The sequence below is a fragment of the Blastococcus sp. KM273128 genome (assembly GCF_021698975.1).
GTDB lineage: Bacteria > Actinomycetota > Actinomycetes > Mycobacteriales > Geodermatophilaceae > Blastococcus.
On the sequence record NZ_SSXA01000066.1, the window covers coordinates 1 to 22695 of the forward strand.

The 22695-nt window shown below is 74.7% G+C and carries 26 protein-coding genes; 17 read left to right on the forward strand and 9 right to left on the reverse strand.

The features are described 5' to 3' along the window. Positions 1 to 2020, forward strand: a 2020-nt coding sequence (locus E9529_RS16525) for a D-alanyl-D-alanine carboxypeptidase family protein (protein ID WP_236832341.1), incomplete at its 5' end; no start/stop codon positions are given. Positions 2021 to 2032: 12 nt separating this feature from the next. Here the strand turns inward: E9529_RS16525 and E9529_RS16530 are convergent. The 9 genes from E9529_RS16530 to E9529_RS16570 form a co-directional block, all read right to left on the reverse strand. Then, complete coding sequence (locus E9529_RS16530) at positions 2033 to 2803, reverse strand: hypothetical protein (protein ID WP_236832342.1); 771 nt, start codon at positions 2801 to 2803, stop codon at positions 2033 to 2035. Continuing rightward, complete coding sequence (locus tag E9529_RS16535) at positions 2800 to 3147, reverse strand: hypothetical protein (protein ID WP_236832343.1); 348 nt, start codon at positions 3145 to 3147, stop codon at positions 2800 to 2802. Before E9529_RS16535 ends, E9529_RS16530 begins: the two co-directional genes overlap by 4 nt. 504 nt (positions 3148 to 3651) lie before the next feature. Continuing rightward, positions 3652 to 4755: a flagellar biosynthesis protein FliA gene (locus E9529_RS16540; RefSeq protein WP_236832344.1), complete on the reverse strand. Its 1104-nt coding sequence runs from the start codon at positions 4753 to 4755 to the stop codon at positions 3652 to 3654. Between the two features lie 71 nt (positions 4756 to 4826). Next, positions 4827 to 5330: a hypothetical protein gene (locus E9529_RS16545; RefSeq protein ID WP_236832346.1), complete on the reverse strand. Its 504-nt coding sequence runs from the start codon at positions 5328 to 5330 to the stop codon at positions 4827 to 4829. Positions 5331 to 5536: 206 nt separating this feature from the next. Beyond that, a complete protein-coding gene (gene csrA / locus E9529_RS22150; RefSeq protein ID WP_308195299.1) occupies positions 5537 to 5854 on the reverse strand; it encodes a carbon storage regulator CsrA in 318 nt (105 codons plus the stop codon). A gap of 92 nt (positions 5855 to 5946) precedes the next feature. Continuing rightward, a complete protein-coding gene (fliW, locus tag E9529_RS16555; protein WP_236832347.1) occupies positions 5947 to 6381 on the reverse strand; it encodes a flagellar assembly protein FliW in 435 nt (144 codons plus the stop codon). Continuing rightward, complete coding sequence (flgL, locus tag E9529_RS16560; RefSeq protein ID WP_236832348.1) at positions 6378 to 7259, reverse strand: flagellar hook-associated protein FlgL; 882 nt, start codon at positions 7257 to 7259, stop codon at positions 6378 to 6380. The genes fliW and flgL overlap by 4 nt, the downstream gene beginning before the upstream one ends. 5 nt (positions 7260 to 7264) lie before the next feature. Further along, positions 7265 to 8665 carry a flagellar hook-associated protein FlgK gene (gene flgK / locus E9529_RS16565; RefSeq protein ID WP_236832350.1) on the reverse strand — a complete coding sequence of 467 codons (1401 nt, stop codon included), beginning with the start codon at positions 8663 to 8665 and terminating at the stop codon, positions 7265 to 7267. A 1-nt stretch (position 8666) separates the two neighbouring features. Beyond that, the gene (locus E9529_RS16570) at positions 8667 to 9152 is read right to left on the reverse strand and encodes a flagellar protein FlgN (protein ID WP_236832352.1); all 486 of its coding nucleotides are present in this window, start codon (positions 9150 to 9152) and stop codon (positions 8667 to 8669) included. A gap of 260 nt (positions 9153 to 9412) precedes the next feature. Between E9529_RS16570 and E9529_RS16575 the strand changes: the two genes are divergently transcribed. The 16 genes from E9529_RS16575 to E9529_RS16650 all read left to right on the forward strand — a co-directional run. Beyond that, complete coding sequence (locus E9529_RS16575) at positions 9413 to 10309, forward strand: sigma-70 family RNA polymerase sigma factor (RefSeq protein WP_236832353.1); 897 nt, start codon at positions 9413 to 9415, stop codon at positions 10307 to 10309. 132 nt (positions 10310 to 10441) lie between these two features. Next, the gene (locus E9529_RS16580) at positions 10442 to 11284 is read left to right on the forward strand and encodes a flagellin (RefSeq protein WP_236828065.1); all 843 of its coding nucleotides are present in this window, start codon (positions 10442 to 10444) and stop codon (positions 11282 to 11284) included. A gap of 123 nt (positions 11285 to 11407) precedes the next feature. After that, a complete protein-coding gene (gene fliD, locus E9529_RS16585) occupies positions 11408 to 12760 on the forward strand; it encodes a flagellar filament capping protein FliD (protein ID WP_236832355.1) in 1353 nt (450 codons plus the stop codon). Positions 12761 to 12827: 67 nt separating this feature from the next. Then, complete coding sequence (fliS, locus tag E9529_RS16590) at positions 12828 to 13214, forward strand: flagellar export chaperone FliS (protein WP_236832356.1); 387 nt, start codon at positions 12828 to 12830, stop codon at positions 13212 to 13214. Next, entirely contained in the window at positions 13211 to 13639 is a 429-nt protein-coding gene (locus tag E9529_RS16595; protein WP_236832357.1) for a hypothetical protein, read from the forward strand. The genes fliS and E9529_RS16595 overlap by 4 nt, the downstream gene beginning before the upstream one ends. A gap of 151 nt (positions 13640 to 13790) precedes the next feature. Further along, positions 13791 to 14882: a glycosyltransferase gene (locus E9529_RS16600; protein WP_236832358.1), complete on the forward strand. Its 1092-nt coding sequence runs from the start codon at positions 13791 to 13793 to the stop codon at positions 14880 to 14882. A 374-nt stretch (positions 14883 to 15256) separates the two neighbouring features. Then, entirely contained in the window at positions 15257 to 15604 is a 348-nt protein-coding gene (gene flgB / locus E9529_RS16605; protein ID WP_236832359.1) for a flagellar basal body rod protein FlgB, read from the forward strand. Between the two features lie 2 nt (positions 15605 to 15606). After that, on the forward strand, positions 15607 to 16011 hold the full coding sequence (locus E9529_RS16610) for a flagellar basal body rod protein FlgC (RefSeq protein WP_236832360.1): 405 nt from the start codon (positions 15607 to 15609) through the stop codon (positions 16009 to 16011). Then, entirely contained in the window at positions 16011 to 16325 is a 315-nt protein-coding gene (fliE, locus tag E9529_RS16615) for a flagellar hook-basal body complex protein FliE (protein ID WP_236832361.1), read from the forward strand. The genes E9529_RS16610 and fliE overlap by 1 nt, the downstream gene beginning before the upstream one ends. Further along, positions 16325 to 17914 (forward strand): flagellar basal-body MS-ring/collar protein FliF, encoded by a 1590-nt coding sequence (fliF, locus tag E9529_RS16620; RefSeq protein ID WP_236832363.1) that lies wholly within the window; start codon positions 16325 to 16327, stop codon positions 17912 to 17914. The genes fliE and fliF overlap by 1 nt, the downstream gene beginning before the upstream one ends. Then, a complete protein-coding gene (gene fliG / locus E9529_RS16625) occupies positions 17911 to 18960 on the forward strand; it encodes a flagellar motor switch protein FliG (protein ID WP_236832364.1) in 1050 nt (349 codons plus the stop codon). Before fliF ends, fliG begins: the two co-directional genes overlap by 4 nt. Positions 18961 to 19226: 266 nt before the next feature. Beyond that, a complete protein-coding gene (locus E9529_RS16630) occupies positions 19227 to 19790 on the forward strand; it encodes a FliH/SctL family protein (RefSeq protein ID WP_236832365.1) in 564 nt (187 codons plus the stop codon). Beyond that, the gene (locus tag E9529_RS16635) at positions 19787 to 21097 is read left to right on the forward strand and encodes a FliI/YscN family ATPase (protein ID WP_236832367.1); all 1311 of its coding nucleotides are present in this window, start codon (positions 19787 to 19789) and stop codon (positions 21095 to 21097) included. The genes E9529_RS16630 and E9529_RS16635 overlap by 4 nt, the downstream gene beginning before the upstream one ends. Next, entirely contained in the window at positions 21094 to 21558 is a 465-nt protein-coding gene (locus E9529_RS16640; protein WP_236832368.1) for a flagellar export protein FliJ, read from the forward strand. The genes E9529_RS16635 and E9529_RS16640 overlap by 4 nt, the downstream gene beginning before the upstream one ends. Next, positions 21546 to 22502: a transglycosylase SLT domain-containing protein gene (locus E9529_RS16645; RefSeq protein ID WP_236832369.1), complete on the forward strand. Its 957-nt coding sequence runs from the start codon at positions 21546 to 21548 to the stop codon at positions 22500 to 22502. Before E9529_RS16640 ends, E9529_RS16645 begins: the two co-directional genes overlap by 13 nt. Beyond that, on the forward strand, positions 22499 to 22695 hold a 197-nt coding region (locus E9529_RS16650), incomplete at its 3' end, for a hypothetical protein (protein WP_236832371.1). The genes E9529_RS16645 and E9529_RS16650, both read left to right, overlap by 4 nt.

The window sequence follows — 22695 nt, forward strand, 5'->3', positions numbered from 1 at the left end:
GGGGGACGCAGTGCCTGCATCGCGCACACCTGGGCGCGCGACCGCCCCGCGCACCGCGTCCTCGACCCGCGGCACCGCCGGGGCCCGGCGCACCGCGGCCCGACCGCCCCTGACCCCGGCGGAGGCCCGGGCGCTCCGTGAGGCCCTGGCCCTGCGCCAGGCCGCCGCGGCCCGGCCCGGCACCACCCCCGAGCAGCTGGCCGCGGCCCTCGCCGCCCGAGCCGGCGGGTCCGGCGCGCGCCGCCCGTCGGGCTCCCCGCGCACCCGCAAGCGCCCGGCGGCCGGCCGGACCGCCGTCCGGCGCGCTCCCGCCCGCTCCCGGCGCACCCGCGAGCGCGCCCCGCGGACCGGTTCCCGCTGGTCGACGCGGCTGGGCGTCGTCGCGACCAGCGCGCTGCTCCTCCCCGCCGCGCTCGCGGTGCTGCTGCCCGCGGCGCAGCCCCCCGGCGGCGGCTCCGCCCCCGACGCCACCGCGCTCGCGCTCACCGCGCGCAGCTCGCTGCTCGAGCAGGCCGACCGGTACCAGCAGCTCGCCGACGAAGCGGACCGGCGCCGCACCCGCCTCGAGGAGGCCCTGGCCACCGAGGAGGCGGCCCGCGCGGAGCTGGCCGCCCGGCGGGCGGCAGTCGGCTCCGGCGCCGCGCAGCTGTACCGGGCCGACGCGACCACCCGGTACCCCGCATTCGGTCTCGACCTCGACCGGCCGGCCAGCGCGGCGGTCTCGCTCACCCGGCAGGCGGTCGCCGACCGGGCCGGGCGTGCGCTGCAGGGCGACGTCGCCCGCGCCGAGCAGACCGCCACCCGCCTGCGCGCGTCGCTCACCCGGGTCGCGGACGCCCGCGCCGCCCTGGCCACCGCCGAGCAGCGCGCCGCCGAGGTCCTCGCCGCGGTGCGCGACGAGGCCGGTGGCCTGCCCGCCGAGGTGGCCGGGCAGCTCGCCGGCCTGGGGGCGATCCCCGCGGCCGGGCCGCAGCAGCCGCGCAACGAGGCCGTGACGCGGCGCTGGCAGGAGTACCTGGCCCGGCTCGCCGCGGCAGGCATCACCCCGCCGCCGGCGGCCGCGCTCGCCGACCCCGCGACCTTCCCCGCAGGTCTCTCCCCGGCGCTGGACGCCGGCGGGCAGCCCGTCCCCGGCGTGGCGTGGGCCGTGATCGACAGCGAGCCGGTGACGGTGCTGCCGGCGGAGACCGTCGCGGCCGTGAGCAACGCCCTGTCCCAGCTGGGCAAGCCGTTCGTGGCCGGGACCGCCGGCCCCGACACCTACGACTGCGGCGGCTTCACCGCCGCCTCCTGGCTGCTGGCCGGCTACGCGCTGCCCGGCGACCCGGGCGGCCAGTGGGCCTCGGGGGCCCCGGTGCCCGTGACCGGCGTGCAGATCGGTGACCTGGTCGTCGCCCCCGGTGGGCTGGACGTCGGCATCTACGTCGGGGACGGCGAGGTCGTCGGCGCGTCGGCCGCGTCGTTCCAGGTGGCCGTCACCTCGATGCCGGCGGGCTCCAGCGCGGTCCGGGTGACCCTGCCGCGCCCGGCCGAGCCGAACCCGGCGCTGCCGGTCGGCGGCGCGACCGGTGTGTGCGGCGCGCCGCTGCCCCAGCCCGGCCCGGTGGACCCGCGGTGGGGTGGCTGGTCCAACGGCCGGATCCCCGCCGAGGCGCTGTGCCGGCTCGGTGTGGGCGGGCACGCGCTGCGGTGCGACGCCGCCGCGGCCTACGCGGCGCTGGACGCGGCCTACACCGCCGAGTTCGGCACGCCGCTGCGCATCACCGACTCCTACCGCTCCTTCGGCGCCCAGGTGGCGGCCGCCATCGCCAAGCCGGCCCTGGCTGCCACGCCGGGCACCTCCAACCACGGGTGGGCCCTGGCCATCGACCTCGGCGGCGGCGTCAACGTGGCCCGCACCCCGCAGTGGAACTGGATGACGGCCAACGCCGCCCGCTTCGGCTGGGTGCAGCCCGACTGGGCCCGGCCGGGCGGGGAGAAGCCCGAACCCTGGCACTGGGAGTTCGGCTACATCTCCTGAGGTCGGGCGCCCTCAGATCCAGGGTAGGTCGACGACGGAGCGCCAGGGCAGCGTCACGCTGGCCTCGCTCGCCTGGCCCGCGAGCCGCCGCGCGACCCCGGGGTCCGCGCAGGCCACCGGCCGGTGCGGTGTCACGACCACGTGCATGTCGGGCAACTGCAGACCCGTGGCGGCGATCCGCTCGAGCACCAGCTCGGGGGCGACCAGGGCAGCCGAGGCGAGCACCGGGACCGTGCGGTGCGAGAGCAGCGCCAGGGGGCCCTCGACCCTGAGCTGCAACGGCACCTCGTGCGCGCGGCCGGTCGATGCCGAGCGCACGCGGTGCAGTTCCGCCGCGCGCGCCGCCGGCGAGGGCGCCCAGGCCACCGCGAGGTCACCGCGCACCACGGCGACGGTCCAGCCCACCGCGGTCTCGGCCGGGTCCGCCCAGTCCAGGACGGCGATCCCCGAGGCCGCAGCGTCCGCGTCGGTCACCGGTCGCCGCTCCACCCAGCCCCGGAGAGCAGCGGCGATGGCGGCGGTCGTGCCCGGGACCCCGGCCCGGCTCATGTCGTCGGCCAGGTCGGTCAGCGCGACGCGCTGCACCCGCTCGTCCTCCTCGACGTGCAGCACCGTGCCGGCGCCCGGGCGCCGGACCAGCCCGAGGTGCAGCCGGGCCGAGGCCAGCCGGGGCAGCAGCTGCGACGCGACGTCGTGCAGGTCGGCGACGTCCACCGGTTCGGCGCGGAACCGCCGCAGCAGCCCCCGCGACGCGGTGGCGGCGCCGAAGGGTCCGGGGCTCACCGGCGCCCCTCGGCCGACAGCAGCCCGTGCAGCCGCGCGGGCAGGGACGGCAGCGCCAGCACGGCGCCGAGCTCGGCCGGGCTCAGCCGGATCGGGAGCACGTCCTCGTCCCACCCGGTGGCCAGGCGCACCCGGGCGGTGGAGGCCGGCCACACCGCCTCGCGGGCGGCGGCCACGTGCAGCTCGGTCAGCACGTCCTGGAGGTGGATGGTCGCCACGGGGTGCGCCGGGGACCCGGCGAGGGCGGCGCGCACCGACGCGGCCAGCGCCTCGCGGGCGGAGGCGTCCAGCCAGTGCGGGACGAGCACCGGGGAGCCGGCGTCACCGGCGGGCAGCGCGCTCACCGGGCACCCTCCCGGCGCCGCACCCCGGCGCGCGCCCGAGCCCACGGCCGGCAGGCCGTGCGGCGGGTCCTCGGGCGGGGTGTCACGGAGTGGATATCGGCAGGCTCCGACCTCGTTCGACCCTGTGACAGGCCCTTTTCCGTATCGAATGGCCGGGCGTCGCACCCGTCCCGCCCCGCGCGTCACCCGCGACGTGCCGGCGTCGCGACGCCGCGGACCCGCACGGGTGCGTGCGGGTCCCACCGGCGTGACGCGCTCGCGGCCCGAGTGCGCAGTCGTGGTCGGCGACACGCGCCGGCACGCCGGGTGAGGCAGCCACAACTGCGCGCTCGGCAGCGTGGACCCGGCGGAGCAGCGGGCCGACCCACGCGGAGCCGCGAGCATGGCGACGTCCTGGAACGGCCTCCCTGCAGGGCCCCGCGCCGAGCCGGCGACGTGCTGGAACGGCCTCCTTCAGGGACCCGCCGCGAGCGTGCAAGCGGTGGGCAGAAGGGGGTCCTTCTTTCAGTCGGCGAGCTCGGCCAGCCGGTCCTTGAGCGCCTTCTCCACGCGGTCGGCGTAGACGTTCATGTTCCGGACGGAGGTGCCGAGGTCGGCCGAGAGCTGCGTCTTGGTCCGCCCGCCCCACGTCGTCAGGTACCAGGTCGCCCAGCCGAGCACGTTCGGCTGGCCGGCCCGCTGGTCGCGGCGCGCGTCGGGGTCGGGTGCGCAGGCGGCGGTGAGGGCGTGCGAGAGCAGCGTCTGCTCGGCCTCGCCCATGATCTCGTCCGGGGCCTCGGAGGAGTCGGGCAGCAGAATCTCGGTGGCCTCGGGGGCGCCGTCCAGCGACTGGAGGTTGCGCAGCCCGTTGAGGGTCGCGACCGTCTGGGAGTTGCGGCGCAGCGTGGCGACGCTCTGGCCCATGTAGGCGGCCAGCTCCTTCTCGCTGGGCCGCCGCTGGTGCTCGGCCATGAAGGCGGCGACCGCCTTCTGCTGCTTGTGCTCGGTGTCGGCGGCCGTCCGACCGTGGGCGTTGCGGCCCAGGTCGTGCACCCACTTGGAGAGCTGGGTGGCGAGGAAGGCCCCGAACGGGACCGACTTGCTCTCGTCGTACTGGGCGACGGCCTTCAGGATCCACTCGTAGACCTGCTGCCCGAGGTCGTCGGGGTCGGGCAGGTGCAGGCGGATGGTGCTCATGTTCCGCTGCAGGCGCTTGAGGCTGACCGGCCCGTAGTGCCGGCACAGGTCGTCGAGGAAGGCCGGGGGCAGGTCCCGCGGGGCGCGCCGCCGGACGTCGGTCTCCGCGCGGAGCCCTATCGTCGTGGTGCCGCGGCCGGCGCACCAGGCCTTCACCCAGTCGGCGAGCACGGCGGCCGTGCCGCAGGCGCCGTCCACGCGGTAGAGGCCGTCGCCCTGGTCGTAGCTGACCGTCACGCCGTCGGGCAGCGCCCGGCGGAACTCGTCGAGCGGCAGCTCGCGGTCGACGCGGAAGTGCACCCGGTCGCGAGGGGTGATGGGCGCGAGCGCCCAGCCGTCGGCCTCGGGGATGCCCCCGAAGACCAGGGGCTGCCGGGCGCGGGCCCGGTCGTCGGTGGAGGTGGCGTTCGGGGCGGGGATGCGGTCGGGCATCGGTACTCCTGGGCACTACGGGGAAGAAGGGGGTGCCGGGCAGCCGGCACCCCGCACTGCTCGGGAGGCCGTCAGGCCGGGATGCGCTCCCCCGGACCGGGCCGGCGCGGCGAGGGGACGAGCGGGGCGGCCGGGGTGCCGGGCAGCGACTCGATCGCCTCGAGGGGCAGGCCGTCGGGGCGCGTGGCGCCGGCGGTGGCGTGCTCGAGCAGGGCCGTCGCGGCGGCGCGCTCGGCGCTGCTGGGCTCGGCGGTGTAGACCGGCATGTGGTCGTAGAGCGAGGTGAACACCGCCGACACGAAGGCGTACGCCGCCTGCGCCTGCGGCGAGAACCGGGCGACGGAGGCGCGGGGACCGAGGTCCACGCCGACGGTCACGCGGACGACGCGGTCGTCCTTGCTCAGGCCGGTGACGGCGACGACGACGTCCTCGTACTCGGCGGCCAGCGCGGCCAGCGCGGCGAGGCACTTGCGCGTGGCGCCCCGGCGCGGCCGCAGCTGCACGTGGACCACCACGGACTCCTGGTCGCCGGTCTGGTCCCCCGCCACCGAAGCGGTGAATGCGTTGCGTGCCATCTTGATCGCCCCCTGTCACTTGCGTGAAGAGGAATCTGCCGCATGCACGCAGCGGACACGGCACACAACTCGCTGTGTCCACCGCAGTTGTGACCGGGAAGCTTCGGCAATAGTTGCCCGTGTCGCGGGTACACCCGCCGAACCGCCCCGTCAGATTGGCACGGTTTGCCGAGGCAGTTGCCCCGGCGTCCGTGCAGATCTGCGACTCAGCGGGGCGGGCTGCCTTTCGCCGGGGCGGTGTCGGCCGACGCGGCCGCCTCGATAGCCACGGCCTCGGGGCCGGCCGCCTCGGGCGCCGGCGCGGGGGCGAACGCCGCCAGGGCACCGAGCGTGTCGGCGGTGACCTGGGCGGCCAGCAGGTTGGCCTCGGCGATCTGCCGGTAGACCTCTTCGCGGTGGATCGCGACCTCGCGGGGCGCCTTGAAGCCGAGGCGGACGGTGCCGCCCCGCACCTCGACGACGTGCACCTCGATGTCGTCGCCGATGCGGATCGTCTCGCCGACGCTGCGGGTGAGTGTGAGCACGGGTACCCCTCCGTGGGTGTGTGTGGTTGCCGTCCGTGGCGCCGCCCGCCGGAGCGGGCGTCGAAGCCGCGTCCCGACGCGGCGCACTGAGGTTATCGGCGCAGGCGCCGCCGAAGGGGAAGAGAGCTGTCATCCAGCACGACCTGGCGGGCACGGGAGGTCGCGGGGGCGACGACCACGGGGGCGCGCAGGTTGGCCGTCGCCTCGGCGACATCGCCGTCGGGCACGGTGACCAGGCAGAACAGCCGCGCGCCGGCCGGGTCCGCGAGCCCCAGCTCCGCCCGCACGGCGGCGGGCACGACCGGGGCGTACCCGGGGAAGAACTCGCGCGCCGGCACGGCCAGGAAGCGGGGCCCGTCGGCGGCGACCGCCTGGAGCCAGAAGAGCATCCCGGCGCCGTCCCCGGCGACCAGCACGTAGTCCCGGTGCCGGGGGAAGCCCGGCACCGGCTCGCTGAACGACAGCACCTGGACCGGGGGCAGGGCCGGGGCGGTCGCCGAGGGCCGGCCGGCGAGGGCGGTGGTCACCGCAGGTACTCCATCAGCGTCGGGGAGATCGCCTTCGCGGTCGCCTGCAGCGCCGCCTGGTAGCCGACCTGCTGCATCTGCAGCCGCATGATCGTGCCGGGCAGGTCGACGTTCTCGACCTCCCCGAGCTGGGTCTCCAGCCGCAGCGCGAGGTCGCTGTTGATCTGCTGCTCCCGCTCGACCCGGGCGGCCCGGGCGCCGACGTCGGCGACCCCGCCGAGCATCCGCTTCATCGCCGTGTCCAGGTCCACCAGGCCCTGGTCGAGGGCGGCGGGGTCGTTGACCAGGTCGTCGGCGATCCGGGCGACCACCGCGAACAGGTCGTCGCCCGCGGGGCCGAAGGCCTCGGGGCCGGTCAGGTCCACGCGGATCTCCTCGGTGGACGAGACGCGCCGCATGACGTCGGCCCCGCCGATGCCCTGGTAGGCGCCGGCGCCGCTGTACGCGGTGGTCCCCGTGGACACCCCGCCGAACACGGGACGCCCCTGGATCGTCGTGTTGGCCAGGCCGAGGAGGCTCTCGCGCAGCGACGCGACCTCCGTCGCCAGCGCCCGCCGGCTGGCCTCCGAGGAGTTGCCGGTGCTCGCCCCCTGCACGGTGAGGTCCCGGACCCGGCGGGTCACGTCGAGCATGTTCTGCAGCGTGGAATCGGTGATCGACAACCAGCTGTCGGCGTCGGAGATGTTGCGGGCGAACTGCTCGACGGCGGCCTGCTCCGACCGGATCTGCATCGCCTTGTTCGTGCCGGTCGGCGAGTCCGAAGGCGCGTTGATGAGCTTGCCCGAGGTGAGCTGCTGCTGGAGCTTGCCGAAGGTGTCGAGGTTGCGGTTGAGCCCCTGCAGGCTGGTGAGGGCGACCGCCTTCTGAGTGATGCGCACTCAGATCACAGCCCCACGCGGCCGGTGCGGTTGATCAGGACGTCGAGCATCTCGTCGATCGCCGTGACCAGCCGCCCCGCGGCCGAGTACGCGTGCTGGAAGGACAGCATGTTGGTCATCTCCTCGTCGAGGTTGACCCCGGCCACGGACTCCCGGGCGGCGTCCACCTGCCCGGTGATGACCGACTGGATGCCGAGGTTGCGCTGCGAGACCGCCGACTGCACGCCCAGCTCGACGATCATCGTGCGGTAGGCGGTGTCGGGGGACCCCACCCCGGTGCCCAGCTGGGAGAGCTTGTCGGCGTTGCCGCGGTCGAGGTTCGGCGTGCCGGGCCCGATGGACGACGCCGCGATCTTCCGCGGGTCGGTCAGGGACACGGTGATCGACGACGCCGTCACCGGCCCGCCCGAGGAACCGAGCAGCGCACCGCCCTGCACGCCGTCGAGGTCGTAGCCCTCGGCGTGGGCCGTGTTCAGCGCGGTGGCCAGCGACGCGGCGATGCCGTCGAGCTCGGCCCGGTAGGTCGGGATGATCGAGTTCAGCGCGTGCACCTGGCCGCCCGCGGTCCCCCCGACGGTGACCGGGAGGTTGCCGGCGGCGGTGACGACGCGCGGCGGGTCGCCGGCGGTACCGGCCGGGTCGATGGTGCCCTGAACGGCGAGCTTCGAGGCCGTCCCGCCGGAGACCAGGGCGACGCTGCCGACGAGCACGTCGACGACCCCACCCTCCCGCGGTCGGACCGACACCCCGACCTGGTCGGCGAGCCTCATGACCAGCAGGTCGCGCTGGTCGGTGAGGTCGTTGGCCGGCTGCCCGGTCTGGGTGGCCCGCAGGATCGCGGTGTTCAGCTGGGCGATCGTCCCGGCCGCGGCGTTGACGTCGTCCACGAGGACGCCGAGGTTCTCGCGGGTCTGCTGCCACTGCCCGTCCAGCTGCGCGGCGCTGAAGTGCAGGCCGCCGACGAGCGTCTCGAGCCGCTTGAGCACCTGCCCCCGGGCGGCCGGGTCCTCGGGCCGGTTGGCCACGTCCTGCCACCCGCGCCACATGTCGGCCATCAGGTTCTGCAGGCCGGTCGTCCCCGGCTCGCGGAAGGCCTGCTCGACCAGCCCGTAGGTGTCGGTCTCGGCCGTCAGCTGCGCGCTGTTCGCGTGCTCGGTGTGCCCGCGCCCCTCCAGGAAGGCGTCGCGGATCCGGGTCACCTGGTCGGCGTTCACCCCGGCACCGATGCCGCTGCCGGTCGAGTAGAACGCCGGGACGGCGCTGCCGCCGATCGCGCGCATGTCGACGCGCTGCCGGGAGTACCCGTCGGTGTTGACGTTCGAGATGTTCTGGCCGGTGACGTCGAGCGCCCGGCGCTGCGCCCACAGCGAGGTGGTCGCGGTGTTGAGGAGGCTGAAGGTGCTCACGTCAGAGGGCTCCGTCCAGGGTGACCGCGCGGTGGGCGCCGCCGGAGTGCCGGCCGCTCGCGCCGTAGGTCCCCGCCGCGGGCGGACGGGTCCGCAGCAGCGCGTCACCGATGGCGGAGAGGCCGCCCTCGATGAGCTCCCGGTTGGCGTCGGAGAGGCTGCGCAGGTCGGTGATGAGGGTCAGCAGCGCCTCGTGGTGCTGGGCGAGCAGGTCGTTCCAGGGTGCGGGCGCCGCCTCGGCGACCTGCCGCAGGGACGGGTCGGCGGACAGCCCGAGCCGGCCGGCGATCACCTCGGTGGCCGCGGACCGCTCCACCTCCAGGGTGCGCAGCTGGTCGAGGATGACCTCGATCTCGTGCGCGATGCGCGCCAGCCAGCGGGTCTTGCCGGAGAGGATGAGGTACTGCTTCTCCTCGGCCTTGAACAGCAGCAGGTCCAGGAGCTCCTGCTCCCGCCACAGCAGCGTCGACAGGTGCTGGTAGTCCACGTGCCCACCGCCTTCCGTCGTCTCGCTCGTACTCGCGGTCGCCCCGGCCCGAGGGTCGGGCGCCGCCGTCGGAGCTGCCATCGGCACCCCTCCCGAGGGGGTTGAGCCGAAGCACCGAACTGGCGCTCAAGTTCGTGGGGATTTGTGCCGACGGGTGGTGCCGACCTCGCCCGGGACCGCCGAGAGATACGGACGTGACCCCAGTCCGTGCCCTCGCGACCGAGCGACCCCTGCGTGAGCGGTCCGCACACGACCGGCCGTTGCGCGAGCGCCCCCAGGGCGGCCGGGCGCCGCACCCGGTGAAGGGGCGCTCGTCCCAGGAGGTCGACGCCCTGGTGACCGAGCACCTGCCGCTCGCCGCCTTCGCCGTCAACGCCGTCGCCTCGCGCATCTCGCTGCCGAGCCACGTGAGCCGCGAGGACCTGCTCTCCTGCGCGCACGTGGCGCTGGTGGAGGTGGCCCGCCGGTTCGACCCCGCCGCCGGCGCCTCCTTCGCGACCTATGCGCTGGCCCGCTTGCAGGGCGCGGTCCTCGACGAGCTGCGCTCCGGCGACTGGGCGAGCCGCTCGGTGCGAGCCGCCGCGCGCCGCACGGACGCGGCCGCCGACGCGCTGACGGTCAGCCTCGGCCGCCCGCCGACGCGCGAGGAGCTCGCCACGAGCCTGGGGATCGCGCGCCGCGAGCTCGACCACCTGCAGGTCGACGTCCACCGGGCGGTCATGGTGAGCATCGACGCCGAGACCGGCCCCGACGGCAGCACGCTGGACCTGCCCGACGCCGGGGAGTCCCCCGAGCGCGCCGTCCTGCGCGGGGAGCGGGCGCGGCACCTGCACGAGGCGATCCGCGCCCTGCCCGACCGGCTGGACGAGGTCATCGAGCGCAATTTCTTCGGTGATGAATCGCTGACGGACATCGCCGAGGACCTCGGGGTGACGCTCTCCCGCGTCTCCCAGATGCGCGCCCGGGCCCTCACCCTGCTGCACGCCGCGATGAGCGAGATCTGGGACGGGCTGGCGGTGCCCGCGGACGGCGGCGTGCGCGCCCGCAACCAGCAGCGCGCCTACCTCGACCGGGTCACCGGCCGCGGCGGCGCCCCGCTCCCCCGGCCGCGCGCCACCTGGCCCACGGCCCGGGACCGCGCCGCGCAGACGGCCTGACCCTCCCCCGCGCAAAGAAATCGTCCACTCGGCTCAAGAGCCCCCGGCCACCGGCCGAAGACCTTCCATGTACGGCCCGCAGCACGGATGCAGCGGGAAGACCGAGTACGACCCCTTCCAAGGAGGAACACCATGGGTCTGCGCATCAACCAGAACATCGCTGCTCTCAACGCTCACCGGAACCTGTCGATCACCGACAGCCAGATGAGCAAGTCGCTCGAGAAGCTGTCCTCCGGCTTCCGGATCAACCGCGCCGCCGACGACGCGGCCGGCCTGGCGATCTCCGAGGGCCTGCGCTCGCAGGTCGGTGGCCTCAAGGTCGCCGTCCGCAACGCGCAGGACGGCGTCTCCGTCGTCCAGACGGCGGAAGGTGCCCTCACCGAGGTGCACTCGATCCTGCAGCGTGTCCGTGACCTGACGGTCCAGGCCGGTAACACCGGTGTCGTGGACGAGAAGGCCCGCGGCTACATCGCCAAGGAGGTCGAGCAGCTCAAGGGGGCGCTGGACAACATCGCCGACCGCACCGACTTCAACGGCACCAAGCTGCTCCAGGCGTCCGGTGGTTCGGCCCTCAGCCTGACCTTCCAGACCGGTGCCAACGGCGGCGAGACCGTCAGCGTCACGCTGAGCAACGTGACCGCCGTGGCCTCGGCCATCGGCACCGTGGCGACCAACCTGGCCGCCTCGGGCACGTACAACGCCTCGGCCGATCTGACCAGCATCGACACCCAGATCAAGCAGGTGTCGAGCGACCGCGCCACCCTCGGTGCCTCGCAGAACCGCTTCGAGAGCACCATCAACTCGCTCAACGTCTCGATCGAGAACCTGAGCGCGTCCGAGAGCCGGGTCCGTGACGCCGACATGGCGCAGGAGATGGTCGGGTTCACCCGTGCCCAGATCCTGTCCCAGGCCGGCACCGCGATGCTCGCGCAGGCCAACCAGGCCTCGCAGGGCGTCCTCTCGCTGCTCCGCTGATCGACGACCAGCTGAGCAGCTGAGGCCGCAGACCCTCAGCACCACCCCGGGTGAGGGGGGAGGCCCTCGTGCCTCCCCCCTCATTCGCTTGAGCCCCGTCCCACCGACCCAGGAGCCAGTGGCATGACGATGAGCATCAACACCGGCCTGGTGTCCGGGATCGACACGGGCACGATGATCACCCAGCTCCTCCAGCTCGAGGCGCGGCAGCAGAACGCGCTGAAGGCGCGGCTGTCCGACACGCAGGTCACCGCCAGCGCCTACCGCACGATCAACAGCTCGCTCGCGGCCCTGACCACCAGCGCCGAGTCCCTGGCCCGGCCGGACTCCTTCGCCAGCACGAAGGCGACCAGCACCGCGACCTCCGTCGGCGTCACCACCGCCTCCTGGGCCACCCCCGGCTCCCTCACCTTCACCGTCGCCTCGGTGGCGACGACCGCCTCCAGCGTGAGCACCGGCCGCTGGTCGAGCACCACCACCGCCGCCGGCATGGGCAGCATCGACATCCGCACCGCCGACGGCACGGCGAGCAAGGGCACGGTCGCCCTGGACGGCACCGAGTCGCTGGAGCAGGTCGCGGCGAAGATCAACGCCGACACCGCCCTGGGCCTCAAGGCCTCCGCGGTGCAGGTCTCCCCTGGCCAGTACGCGCTGCAGATCAGCGCGGCGACCTCGGGCGCGGCCGCCGGCTTCTCGGTCGGGGGGACGGCGTTCACCACGACCAGCCTCGGCCAGGACGCCGTGCTCAAGGTCGGCGAGGACACCGCCACCACGACGAGCTACACCATCCGATCGGCGACCAACACGTTCGAGGGCGTCCTGCCGGGCGCGACGCTCACGGTGAGCAAGCCGGAGACCAGCCCGGTCACCGTCACCGTCGCCGCGGATCCCGAGGCCGTCGCCGACAAGGTCTCCGGGCTCGTCGACGCCGTGAACAAGGCGCTGTCGACGATCAAGACCTACTCGGACAACACCCCCGGCAGCAAGGCCGCGCTCCGCGGCGAGTACGCGGTCACCTCCGTGGCCGGCCAGCTGCTGCAGGCGGTCTCCGAGGCGGTCGGCACGGACGGCTCCCCGGCGCAGGTCGGGTTCGAGCTCACCCGCGACGGCACGGTCACCTTCGACGAGGAGAAGTTCGCCGCCGCGCTGCGAGCCACCCCCGACCTCGCCCAGCGGATCGTGGTCGGCTCCGGCGTCCCCGGTGAGCCGGGCGCCGTCCTCGGGCTGGCCGCGCGCGTCCGCGACGTCAGCAAGGCGGCGTCGGACACGACGACCGGCTCCCTCAGCTCCCTGGCCAAGGGCCAGGACAACCTCGCCCGCGACATCCAGGACCGGATCGCCGACTGGGACCTGCGGCTGGCCGCGCGCAAGGTGGCCCTCACCCGCCAGTTCACCGCCATGGAGACCGCGCTGAGCGGCCTGACCAACCAGTCCAACTGGCTCGCCGGTCAGCTCAGCTCGCTGCCGTCGGCCTGACGCACACCCGCCCGACACGCCCGACACGCCCGACCCGCTCGACCCCTCACCTCAGGAGCCCTTCCCGATGAGTGCTGCTTCGCTCCGTGCCCGCTACCTCGGCGACGCCGTAGCCACCGCCTCGCCGCAGCAGGTGCTGGTGATGCTCTACGACCGGCTGGCCCTCGACCTCGAACGGGCGCAGGTGGCGGTCGCCGAGGGCGACCGCGCCCGCGTGAACGAGGAGCTCCAGCACGCGCAGGCGATCGTCCTCGAGCTGCTGTCCAGCCTGCAGGTGGACATGTGGGAGGGCGGTCCCCGCCTGGCCGCCCTCTACAACTGGCTGGTGAGCGAGCTCGTGCAGGCCAACCTGAAGCTCGACGGCAACCGGATCGCCTCCTGCCGGGCCGTCGTCGAGCCCCTGCGCGACGCGTGGCGGCAGGCTGCCGCGTCGTTGGCCGGCGTCCCGTCGTGACCGTGGGCCCGGTCGTCGGCTCGGCCGCGGCGGGGTTCGGCCACAGCGCCTTCACGCCGGCCGCCCGGCCGAACGCCTCCGGCAGCTCCACCTCCGGCGACCGGCAGCCGCCCGCCGACTGGCAGGCCGCGCTCGACGAGCTCGAGGGCGACGTGCTCGACGCCCAGGAGACCCTCGCCCGGGGCCGCGCCGAGGAGATCGCCGCCTGGGGCCGGCGCGCCACCGACTGGGTGCCCCCCAGCGGCCTCGGCCCGCTCCCGCCGGACCTGCGCGAGCGCGCCGCCCGGCTCCTCCAGCACCAGCTCGCCGTGGCCGAGGCCCTGGTCGAGCGGATCCTGCAGTCCCAGAAGCAGCGCGACGTCGCCGCACGCATGTCCTACGGCGCGGAACGACCGGTCCCCTCCTTCATCGACCGCGCGCTCTGACGCGGACCCCAGTCGCGCGGCAGGAAGTGCGCGCCAGCCGGACCGGTCCGGCGCCCCGGCTGCCGATGACAGAGGCGCGGCGCCCGCATCCCGGTCCCGGGGTGGCGCCACGCCAGCTCACGCACCAGCCCGACAGAGAAGAGTTGCCACCATGCGCGTCCTCCTCACGCACGCCATCGGCCCGGGTGCGACCTACTACCGCATCGAGGAGCCGGCGCGCGCGGTGAGCGACGCCGGCCTCGGCATCGAGGTCGCCATCGCCCGCGGCATCGGCACCACCATGCGCGAGGTCGCCGACGGCAGCTCGCTGGAGGTCACCGAGGTCGACGCGCAGGGCGCCGACGTCGTCGTGCTCCAGACGCCCAAGACCGACGGGATGCTGCAGACGATGCGCGTCCTGCAGGCCCAGGGCGTCGCCGTCGTCGTGGAGATCGACGACCTGCTCTCCGGCGTCCCCTACGGGCACATGGGCCACGACGCCCTGGTGCGGCACCGCATGGGCGAGTTCGCCTTCCAGGCGGCCCGCGAGGCGGACCTGGTCACCGCGTCGACGCCGGCGCTGCTCCAGGAGTACGCCCGGCACGGGCGCGGGGTCGTCATCGAGAACGCCATCCCGCGGCGGGTCGCCGAGCTGCCCCCCGCCTACGAGCGGGAGTCCGGCACGGTGACCATCGGCTGGACCGGCAACGTGATGGGCCACCCCTACGACCTGCAGGAGATGGGCTCGGGCCTGCAGCAAGCGCTGGACCGGTCGGGGTCGGCGAGCCGGCTGCTGGTCCTCGGCCAGAAGTGGGACCTCCGTACCCGGCTCGGGCTCTCCGAGGAGCCGGACGAGGTGCCGTGGCTCATCGATGTCGACGCCTACCTCGAGCGGATGGGCGAGCTCTTCGACATCGGCATCGCCCCGCTGCGCATCGACCGGTTCAACACCTGCAAGAGCTGGCTGAAGCCTCTGGAGTACTCCGCGCGGGGCGTGTACTCCGTGCGCGCCCGCACCGACGAGTACGAGCGGCTCGGCCTCGGGATGCCCGCCCGGGCGCCCAAGGACTGGGCCAAGTGGCTGACCCGCGGCGTCCAGGACGCCGACCGCCGGCGGGAGGTCGCCGCGGCGGCCCGCGAGCGGGTGCTGGCCCAGCACCTGACCGAGCACACTGCCGAGCGCTGGGCCGCGGCCTGGCGGAGCGCGCGGGACAACCGCACCCGCGCCCTCGGCCGCGGGCGGCTCGCCACCGCCGCGGGCTGACGCCCGCTCCCCGCTCCCCGCTCCCCCGAACGCCCCGCCGCCGGTCCCCGGCCGCGGGGCGTTCGGGCGTTCCTGCGCCGTGACGGCGCCCCTCCCCGTCCCCGGCCACGACAAGTGCCAACTCCCCTGCCCCGGTCGACCCAGGGCGGGGCGAGCTCCCCTCTGGTCACACCCGCCACCGTCACCCCATCCGGTGGCTGCCGTCCCTCGGGTGACGGAACGGCGGTCAGCCGGTACCGGCCGGCTGCCGATGAGGTGGGTGCACGGAGAGCACCACCTTCGCCACGGATCGGCGGCCCGGCACCCGTTCGCGGGTGTGTTCCGCGTACCCGGAGGTCGATCGTGTCCTGCTCCACCCGCCGGCCAGGCGCCCGGTGATCCCCGACGCCACCGCGTCGGTCCTGAAGGCAGCCCTCGCCGGCCTCGCGCAGCGGCAGCGGGTCACCGCCGACAACATCGCCAACGTCAACACCCCCGGCTTCCTGGCCGGGCGGACCGACTTCGAGACGTCGCTGCGCAGCGCCGTCCGCACCGGCTCCACGCCGGTCGTCTCCGGCGGCACGACCGCCCGCTCCCTGGAGCCGACCAACACCAACGGCAACAACGTCCACCTCGACGCCGAGACCGTCATCGCCACCGAGACCGGGCTGCGCTACCAGCTGGCGCTCAACGCCCTGGACGGCCGGTACAACTCGATCCGCACCGCCCTGAGGACTTCCTGACCATGAGCATGTTCCAGGCCCTGAGCATCTCCCAGTCCGGGCTGATGACCCACCGGAAGTGGCTCGACGCCGCCGCCGACAACATCGCGAACGTCAACACGGTGCGGCGCACCGACGAGGACGCCTTCCAGGCGCGGCTCGTCGTCGCCCAGGCGGTGGACTACGGCAGCGGCGAGGGCGGGGTGCGGGTTGCCCGCGCCGAGTTCGGCGACCCGGAGGGCCGGCTGGTCTACCAGCCCGACCACCCGCTGGCCGACGAGGGCGGCTACGTGAAGTACCCGGACATCGACCTGGGCGACCAGATGACCCACATGATGATGGCCCAGCGCGGCTACCAGGCGAACCTCGCCGTCATCGAGCGGGCCACGAACGCCTACCAGGCCGCCCTGCAGCTCGGGAAGCGCTGATGACCATCCCGCTCGGCGGCATCACGCCCGTCGGCGTCGGCGCGGTCACCGGCGTCGCCGGCAGCACCCGCGGCACGACCGCCACCGAGGGCGCCGACGGCTTCGCCGGCGTGCTGGCCGCCACCTTCGACGAGCTCCGGGCCAAGCAGGCGACCACCAGCGAGCTGGCCGTGCAGGCCGCCACCGGCGACCTCAAGGACGTGCACGACTACATGATCGCCAGCGCTGAGTCCGGCGTGGCGACCGAGATGGTCGTGACGATCAAGAACCAGGCCGTCGCCGCGTTCAACGAGATCATGAGGATGCAGATCTGATGAAGTCGGCACTCGCCGGGACGCTGGAGCGTGCCCGCTCCTCGTTCGACACGATCAACCCGGGGCAGAAGGTCGTCATCGGCCTGCTGCTGGCCGGGCTGACCCTCGGCGGGTTCTTCTTCTACAGCTGGATCACCACGCCGACCCAGGCCCCGCTGTTCTCCAACCTCGCCGCCAGCGACGCCTCGGCCATCGTCGAGGAGCTCAACGCCCAGGGCGTGACCTACGACCTGGCCGACGGCGGCAGCACGATCATGGTCGCCAAGGACAAGGTGTACGACCTGCGGCTCGCCATGAGCGGCCAGGGCCTGCCGGCGGGCAACGACACCGGCTACGCGCTGCTGGACGAGCAGGGCATCACCACCAGCGAGTTCCAGCAGCAGGTGACCTACCAGCGGGCGCTCGAGGGCGAGCTGGCGAAGACCCTGGAGTCGCTGGCCGGGGTCAACTCCGCCGTCGTGCACGTGGCCCTCCCCGAGGACGAGGTCTTCGTGAGCGACAAGGCCGAGCCCACCGCCTCGGTGCTGCTCGACCTCGCGCCCGGCACCGCCCTCGCCGGCGAGCAGATCCAGGCGGTCACCAACCTGGTCTCCTCGAGCATCCAGGGCATGGACCCCGACCAGGTCACCGTCGCCGACTCGACCGGCCAGGTCCTCTCCGCCGCCGGCACCGGTGTCACGGCGGCCGCCGGCGACGCGCGCTCGCAGGTGGAGCAGGAGTACGAGAACCGCCTGTCGGCCAGCGCCCAGCGGATCCTCGACTCGGTCGTGGGCCCGGGCCGCTCCGTGGTCTCGGTGCGCGCCGACGTCGACCTCTCCGAGCGCAGCACCACCTCGAAGACCTACCAGTTCGACGAGGGCGTCCCGCCGATCTCCGAGCAGACCACCACCGAGGAGTACGTCGGCACCGGCGCCCCGGTCGGCGGCGTCCTCGGGCCGGAGAACATGCCCGATGCCGGGGAGAACGCCGGTGGCGAGTCGACGTACAACAAGGAGTCGACGACGGCGAACAACGCCGTCGGGGAGACCACCGAGGTCGTGCAGGGCGCGCCCGGGGAGCTGAAGCGGCTCACCGTGTCCGTCGTCATGGACCAGGAGGTCGCCGGCAACCTCAACCAGGCGCAGATGACCGACCTGATGGTCACCGCCGTCGGCCTGGACGAGGCCCGCGGGGACGACATCACGGTCGCCGCGCTGCCCTTCGACGCCACCGCGGCCGAGAACGCCGCCGCGGCGATGGAGGCCGCCCGCGAGGCCGAGGCCAACGAGCAGATGTGGTCGATGATCCGCACCGGCGGCATCGCGGCCGGCATCGCGCTGGTCGTCCTGGTCGTCTGGCTGCGCTCGCGGCGCGGTGGCGACGAGGAGGAGGACTACGAGCCGCTGGAGCTCGACGAGGAGATGCTCGCCGAGCTCGACCGGCTGCGGGTGGCCAGCACCCGCGAGGAGGCCGCGCCCACCGACGCGGCTCTGGAGCTCGAGGCGGTCGAGCGGGCGAAGGTCCGGGGGGAGATCTCCGCGATGGTCAGCGACCGACCCGACGAGGTCGCGGCGATGCTGCGCGGCTGGCTCAGCGAGAGCAAGTCATGACGCTCGCCAGCATCCAGCCGGGCACCGTCGTGGCGCCCCCGCGGCCGGAGATGCCCGGGCTGCGCAAGGCCGCCGTCTTCCTCGCCCAGATGAGCAAGGAGGAGGCCGGCGTCCTGCTCGCCCAGCTACGCCCCCGCGAGGTCGAGGCGCTCACCCGCGAGCTGATGAAGCTCGGCTCGGTGGAGCTCGCCGACGTCGACGACGTCATGAACGAGTTCCACGGCCTGATGACCGCCCAGCAGTTCATCGGCCGGGGGGGCGTGGAGTTCGCCCGCGAGATCCTCGCGGCCGGCCTCGGCGAGGACAAGGCCGAGGGCATCCTGTCCCGGCTGAACGTCGTCTACACCGAGGTGCCGTTCGCCTCGCTGCGCAACGCCGACGTGCGCCAGCTGGTCACCTTCCTCAAGGACGAGCACCCGCAGGTCATCGCGCTGGTGCTGGCCCACCTCACGGCCGCGCAGTCGGCCGAGGTCCTCTCCGGCTTCGCGCCCGAGCAGCAGGCCGAGGTGGCCCACCGCATCGCCACGATGGACCGCACCTCGCCGGAGATGGTGCGGCTGGTCGAGGAGGAGCTCGGCCGCCGGATGGGCTCGATCCTGGCGCACCAGGACATGACGACGGTCGGCGGCGTCGAGACCCTGGTGGAGATCATCAACCGCTCCCCGCGGCCGACCGAGCGCTCGATCCTCGAGTGGCTGGACGGCACCGACCCGGAGCTCGCCGACCAGGTCCGCTCGCAGATGTTCGTCTTCGAGGACATCGTCACCATCGACGACCGCTCCCTGCAGCTGGTGCTGCGCGAGGTGGAGGCCAACGACCTGGCCACCGCGCTCAAGGGTGTGCGGCCCGACGTGCAGGACAAGATCAAGCGGAACCTCTCCGAGCGCGCGGCCGAGAACCTCACCGAGGAGATCGAGCTGCTCGGCCCGGTGCGCACCCGCACGGTCGAGGAGGCCCAGGCCAAGGTGGTCGCGGTCATCCGCACCCTCGAGGAGCAGGGCGTGCTGACCATCAACCGCGGCGGGGACGATGACTTCGTTGCGTGACGACAGCCTCGGGAGCATCGCAGCGAGGAACGAGCGAGGAGCGGACCGAGGCGCGGAGTCGCGCCGGTGGACAGGGCCTGAGCTGCAGCGACCGACGCGAGAGGGCGCGGTCCTGCGCGGCGGCCTCGCCGCGCAGGCCCGGCCCTACCGGGAGGTCGTGGCGGAGGCCGGCGCCTCCGGCACCACCACCGCCACCCGCATCGCCGCCGTCGTCCGCCGAGGACCAGCCGGTCGCCGGCAGCCGGCCCTCCTTCCGCCTCGGCGACGTGTACGCCGAGGAGCTGGCCCGGTTGCGGGCGCAGGCGCGCACCGAGGGGTTCGCCGCCGGGCACGCCGAGGGGCTGCTGGCGGCGGAGTCCGTCGTCGCCGAGGTCGAGCGCGAGGCGCAGGAGCGCCTGGCCGAGGTGCAGGCGCGCTGGGAACGCCGGCTGGTCTCCGCGACCGCCGCCCTGGCCGCCGCCGCCCGGCAGCTGGAGGAGCACGCCCGCCCGGTCGCCGACGACATCCGCGACTCGATCGTCGCCGCCGTGCTCGGCCTCCTCGAGGAGCTGCTCGACCGGGAGCTCGCCCTGGCCACCGACCCGGTCATGGACGCCGTGCGCCGGGCGCTCACCTTCTGCCCGGACGACGCCCCCGCGGTGGTGCGGCTGCACCCCGACGACCTCGCCGAGGTGCCCGAGGGCTCGCTCGCCGGCCTTCCCGGCAGCGTCCGGGTGGTCGCCGATCCGTCGGTGGAGCGGGCCGGCGCGGTCGCCGAGTCCGGTCCCCGGCGGATCGACGCGCAGCTCGGCTCCGCCCTGGCCCGCGTGCAGGCGGTGCTGGGGGCATGACCGTCCCGCCGACCCTCCTCGAGCGCGCCCGCGCCGCCGCCCGCCCGCAGGTGACCGGCGTCGTCACCGGCGCGATGGGGCTCACGCTCAGCGTCGACGGCGTCTCCGCGGCCGTCGGCGACCTGGTCGAGGTCGACCCCACCGGCCGGCCGCTGCTGGCCGAGGTGGTGGCCGTCGGCCGCGACCGGCTCACCTGCATGCCGCTGGGCGGGCTGTCCGGGGTCCACGCGGGCGCGCCCGTGCGGGCCACCGGCCGGCCGCTGCAGGTGCCGGTCGGCGAGGCGCTGCTCGGCCGCGTCCTCGACGGCCTGGGCCGGACGGTCGACGGCGGTCCGGCGCTGGACGACCGCGTGTCGTGGGTGGACCTGGAGACGACGACGCCGCACGCGCTCTCCCGCGCCCGCGTCGCCGAGCCGCTCACCTTCGGGGTGCGGGCGCTGGACACCCTCGTCCCGTGCGGCAAGGGGCAGCGTCTGGGCATCTTCGCCGGCTCCGGCGTCGGCAAGTCCAGCCTGCTCGCGCAGATCACCCGCGGCACCGACGCCGACGTGCGGGTCATCGGCCTGATCGGCGAGCGCGGCCGCGAGGTGCGCGAGTTCATCGAGGAGAACCTCGGCCCCGAGGGCCTGGCGCGCACGGTCGTCGTCGTCGCCACCTCCGACGAGCCGCCGCTGGTCCGCCTCAAGGCCGCCTTCGTCGCCACCCGCATCGCCGAGGCGTTCCGCGACGAGGGCCGCGACGTGCTGCTGCTCATGGACTCGATCACCCGCACCGCCATGGCCCAGCGCGAGGTCGGCCTCTCGGCGGGCGAGCCGCCGGCGACCCGCGGCTACCCGCCGAGCGTCTTCGCGATGATGCCCCAGCTCCTGGAGAAGGCCGGGACCGGCGCGACCGGCTCGATCACCGGCCTCTACACCGTGCTGGTCGAGGGCGACGACCACAACGAGCCGATCGCCGACACCGCCCGCTCGATCCTCGACGGGCACGTCGTGCTGACCCGCAAGCTCGCCACCACCGGGCACTTCCCCGCCATCGACGTGCTCGAGTCGATCTCCCGCGTCGCCGGCACCGTCGTCCCCCCGGCGCAGATGGCCGACGCGCGCGAGATCCGCCGGCTGATGGGCGCGCTCCGCGACGTCCGGGAGCTGATCGAGATCGGCGCCTACCAGGCCGGCAGCGACCCGCTGGTGGACCGCGCCCGGCAGCTCGCCCCCCAGATCGACGCGTTCCTCCAGCAGCCGCTCGGTGAGTCGACCTCCGCGCCCGAGGCCTGGGCCTGGCTGCAGCGCATCGTGAGGGCCGCGTGAAGCGCGCCGCCTTCCGGCTGCAGCCGGTCCTGGAGCTGCGCCGCAGCGAGGAGCGGGCCGCGGCCGCCGCCGCCGCGAACGCCGCGAACGCCGCCGGCGAGGCCGCCCGGCGCGCCACCGAGCAGGAGGCGGCGCTGTCGGCCGCGGTGCTCCCCCGGTCGCTGCCGGCGGGCTCCTTCGTGGCGGCGATGGTGCTGCTGCGGACGGCGGCCACCGACGCCGCGGACGCCCGGGCGCTAGCCACGGCGCAGGCCGAGCAGGCCGAGGCGGTGCGCGCGGAGTGGACCGCCGCCGCGCGCCGGACCAAGGCGCTGGAGCGGCTGGCCGAGCGGCACCGGCTCGCCCAGCAGCGGGCCGTCGACGTCGCCGAGGAGCGGGCCACCGACGACCTGGTCACCGGCCGCGCCGCCCGCGCTGCGGCCACCGACGACAGCGAGAGGGGGTCGGCGTGGACGCGGTGAGCGCCGTGCAGTCCCGGATCGCCGAGATCCAGGCCCGGTTCCAGCCGGTCACCCCGCGGACGTCGACGTCCGCGGCATGGGCCGCCGCCGCCGGAGCCGCCGGGCTCACCGGCAGCTCCACCGTCGGCACGGTCACCACCGGGGCGAGCACCGCCTCCGAGGGCGCGGTGGTCGCCGAGGCGCAGAAGTACCTCGGCGTCCCCTACCTGTGGGGCGGCACCGACCCCCGCAAGGGCCTGGACTGCTCGGGCTTCACCAAGCTGGTGTTCGGCAACCTGGGCATCGAGCTCCCGCGCACGTCGTCCCAGCAGGCGACCGCGGGGCGGGCGGTCGCCTCGCTCGCCGCCGCGCGCCCCGGCGACCTCGTCTTCTTCGACCACTCCTCGTCCCGCGCGGGCATCGACCACGTCGGCATCTACCTGGGCAACGGCCAGATGATCGCTGCGCCGCAGGCCGGCGAGGACGTGAAGATCCAGGCCGTCGGCAACCCCACCGTCATCCGGCGGGTGCTGCCCGAGGCGACGACCCCGGCGGCGGCCGTCCCGGCGACCGGAGCCGCGCTCGCCGGGGTGCCCTACGCGGACCTCTTCCAGCGGGCCGCCAGCAAGCACGGCGTCGAGGCCGCCCTGCTGGCCGCGGTGGCCAAGCAGGAGTCGGGCTTCAACACGTCGGCCGTCTCCCCCGCCGGCGCCCGCGGCCTCATGCAGTTCATGCCGGCGACGGCGCGGGGGCTCGGCGTCGACCCGCTGGACCCGTCCTCGGCGATCGACGGTGCGGCGCGCTACCTCGGTTCCCTGACCCGCCAGTTCGGCTCGACCGAGCTCGCGCTGGCGGCCTACAACGCCGGGCCCGGGGCGGTGAGCCGCCACGGCGGCATCCCGCCCTACCCGGAGACCCAGAACTATGTCCGGTCCGTGATGAGCAAGGCGGAGGCCTACCGATGACTGCCCCCGTGACCGCGGCCGCGCCCGTCGCGCGGACCGCGTCCACCGCCTCCCCCGCGGGCGGCTCCGGCGAGAGCGCGGCGCCGTTCGCCTCCGCCCTGGACGGCGCGCTGGCCGACGAGGTGCGGGACACGGGCGCCGACAGCGGGCAGCAGGCCTCCGGTGAGACCCCCGACGACCAGACCGCCGGTAC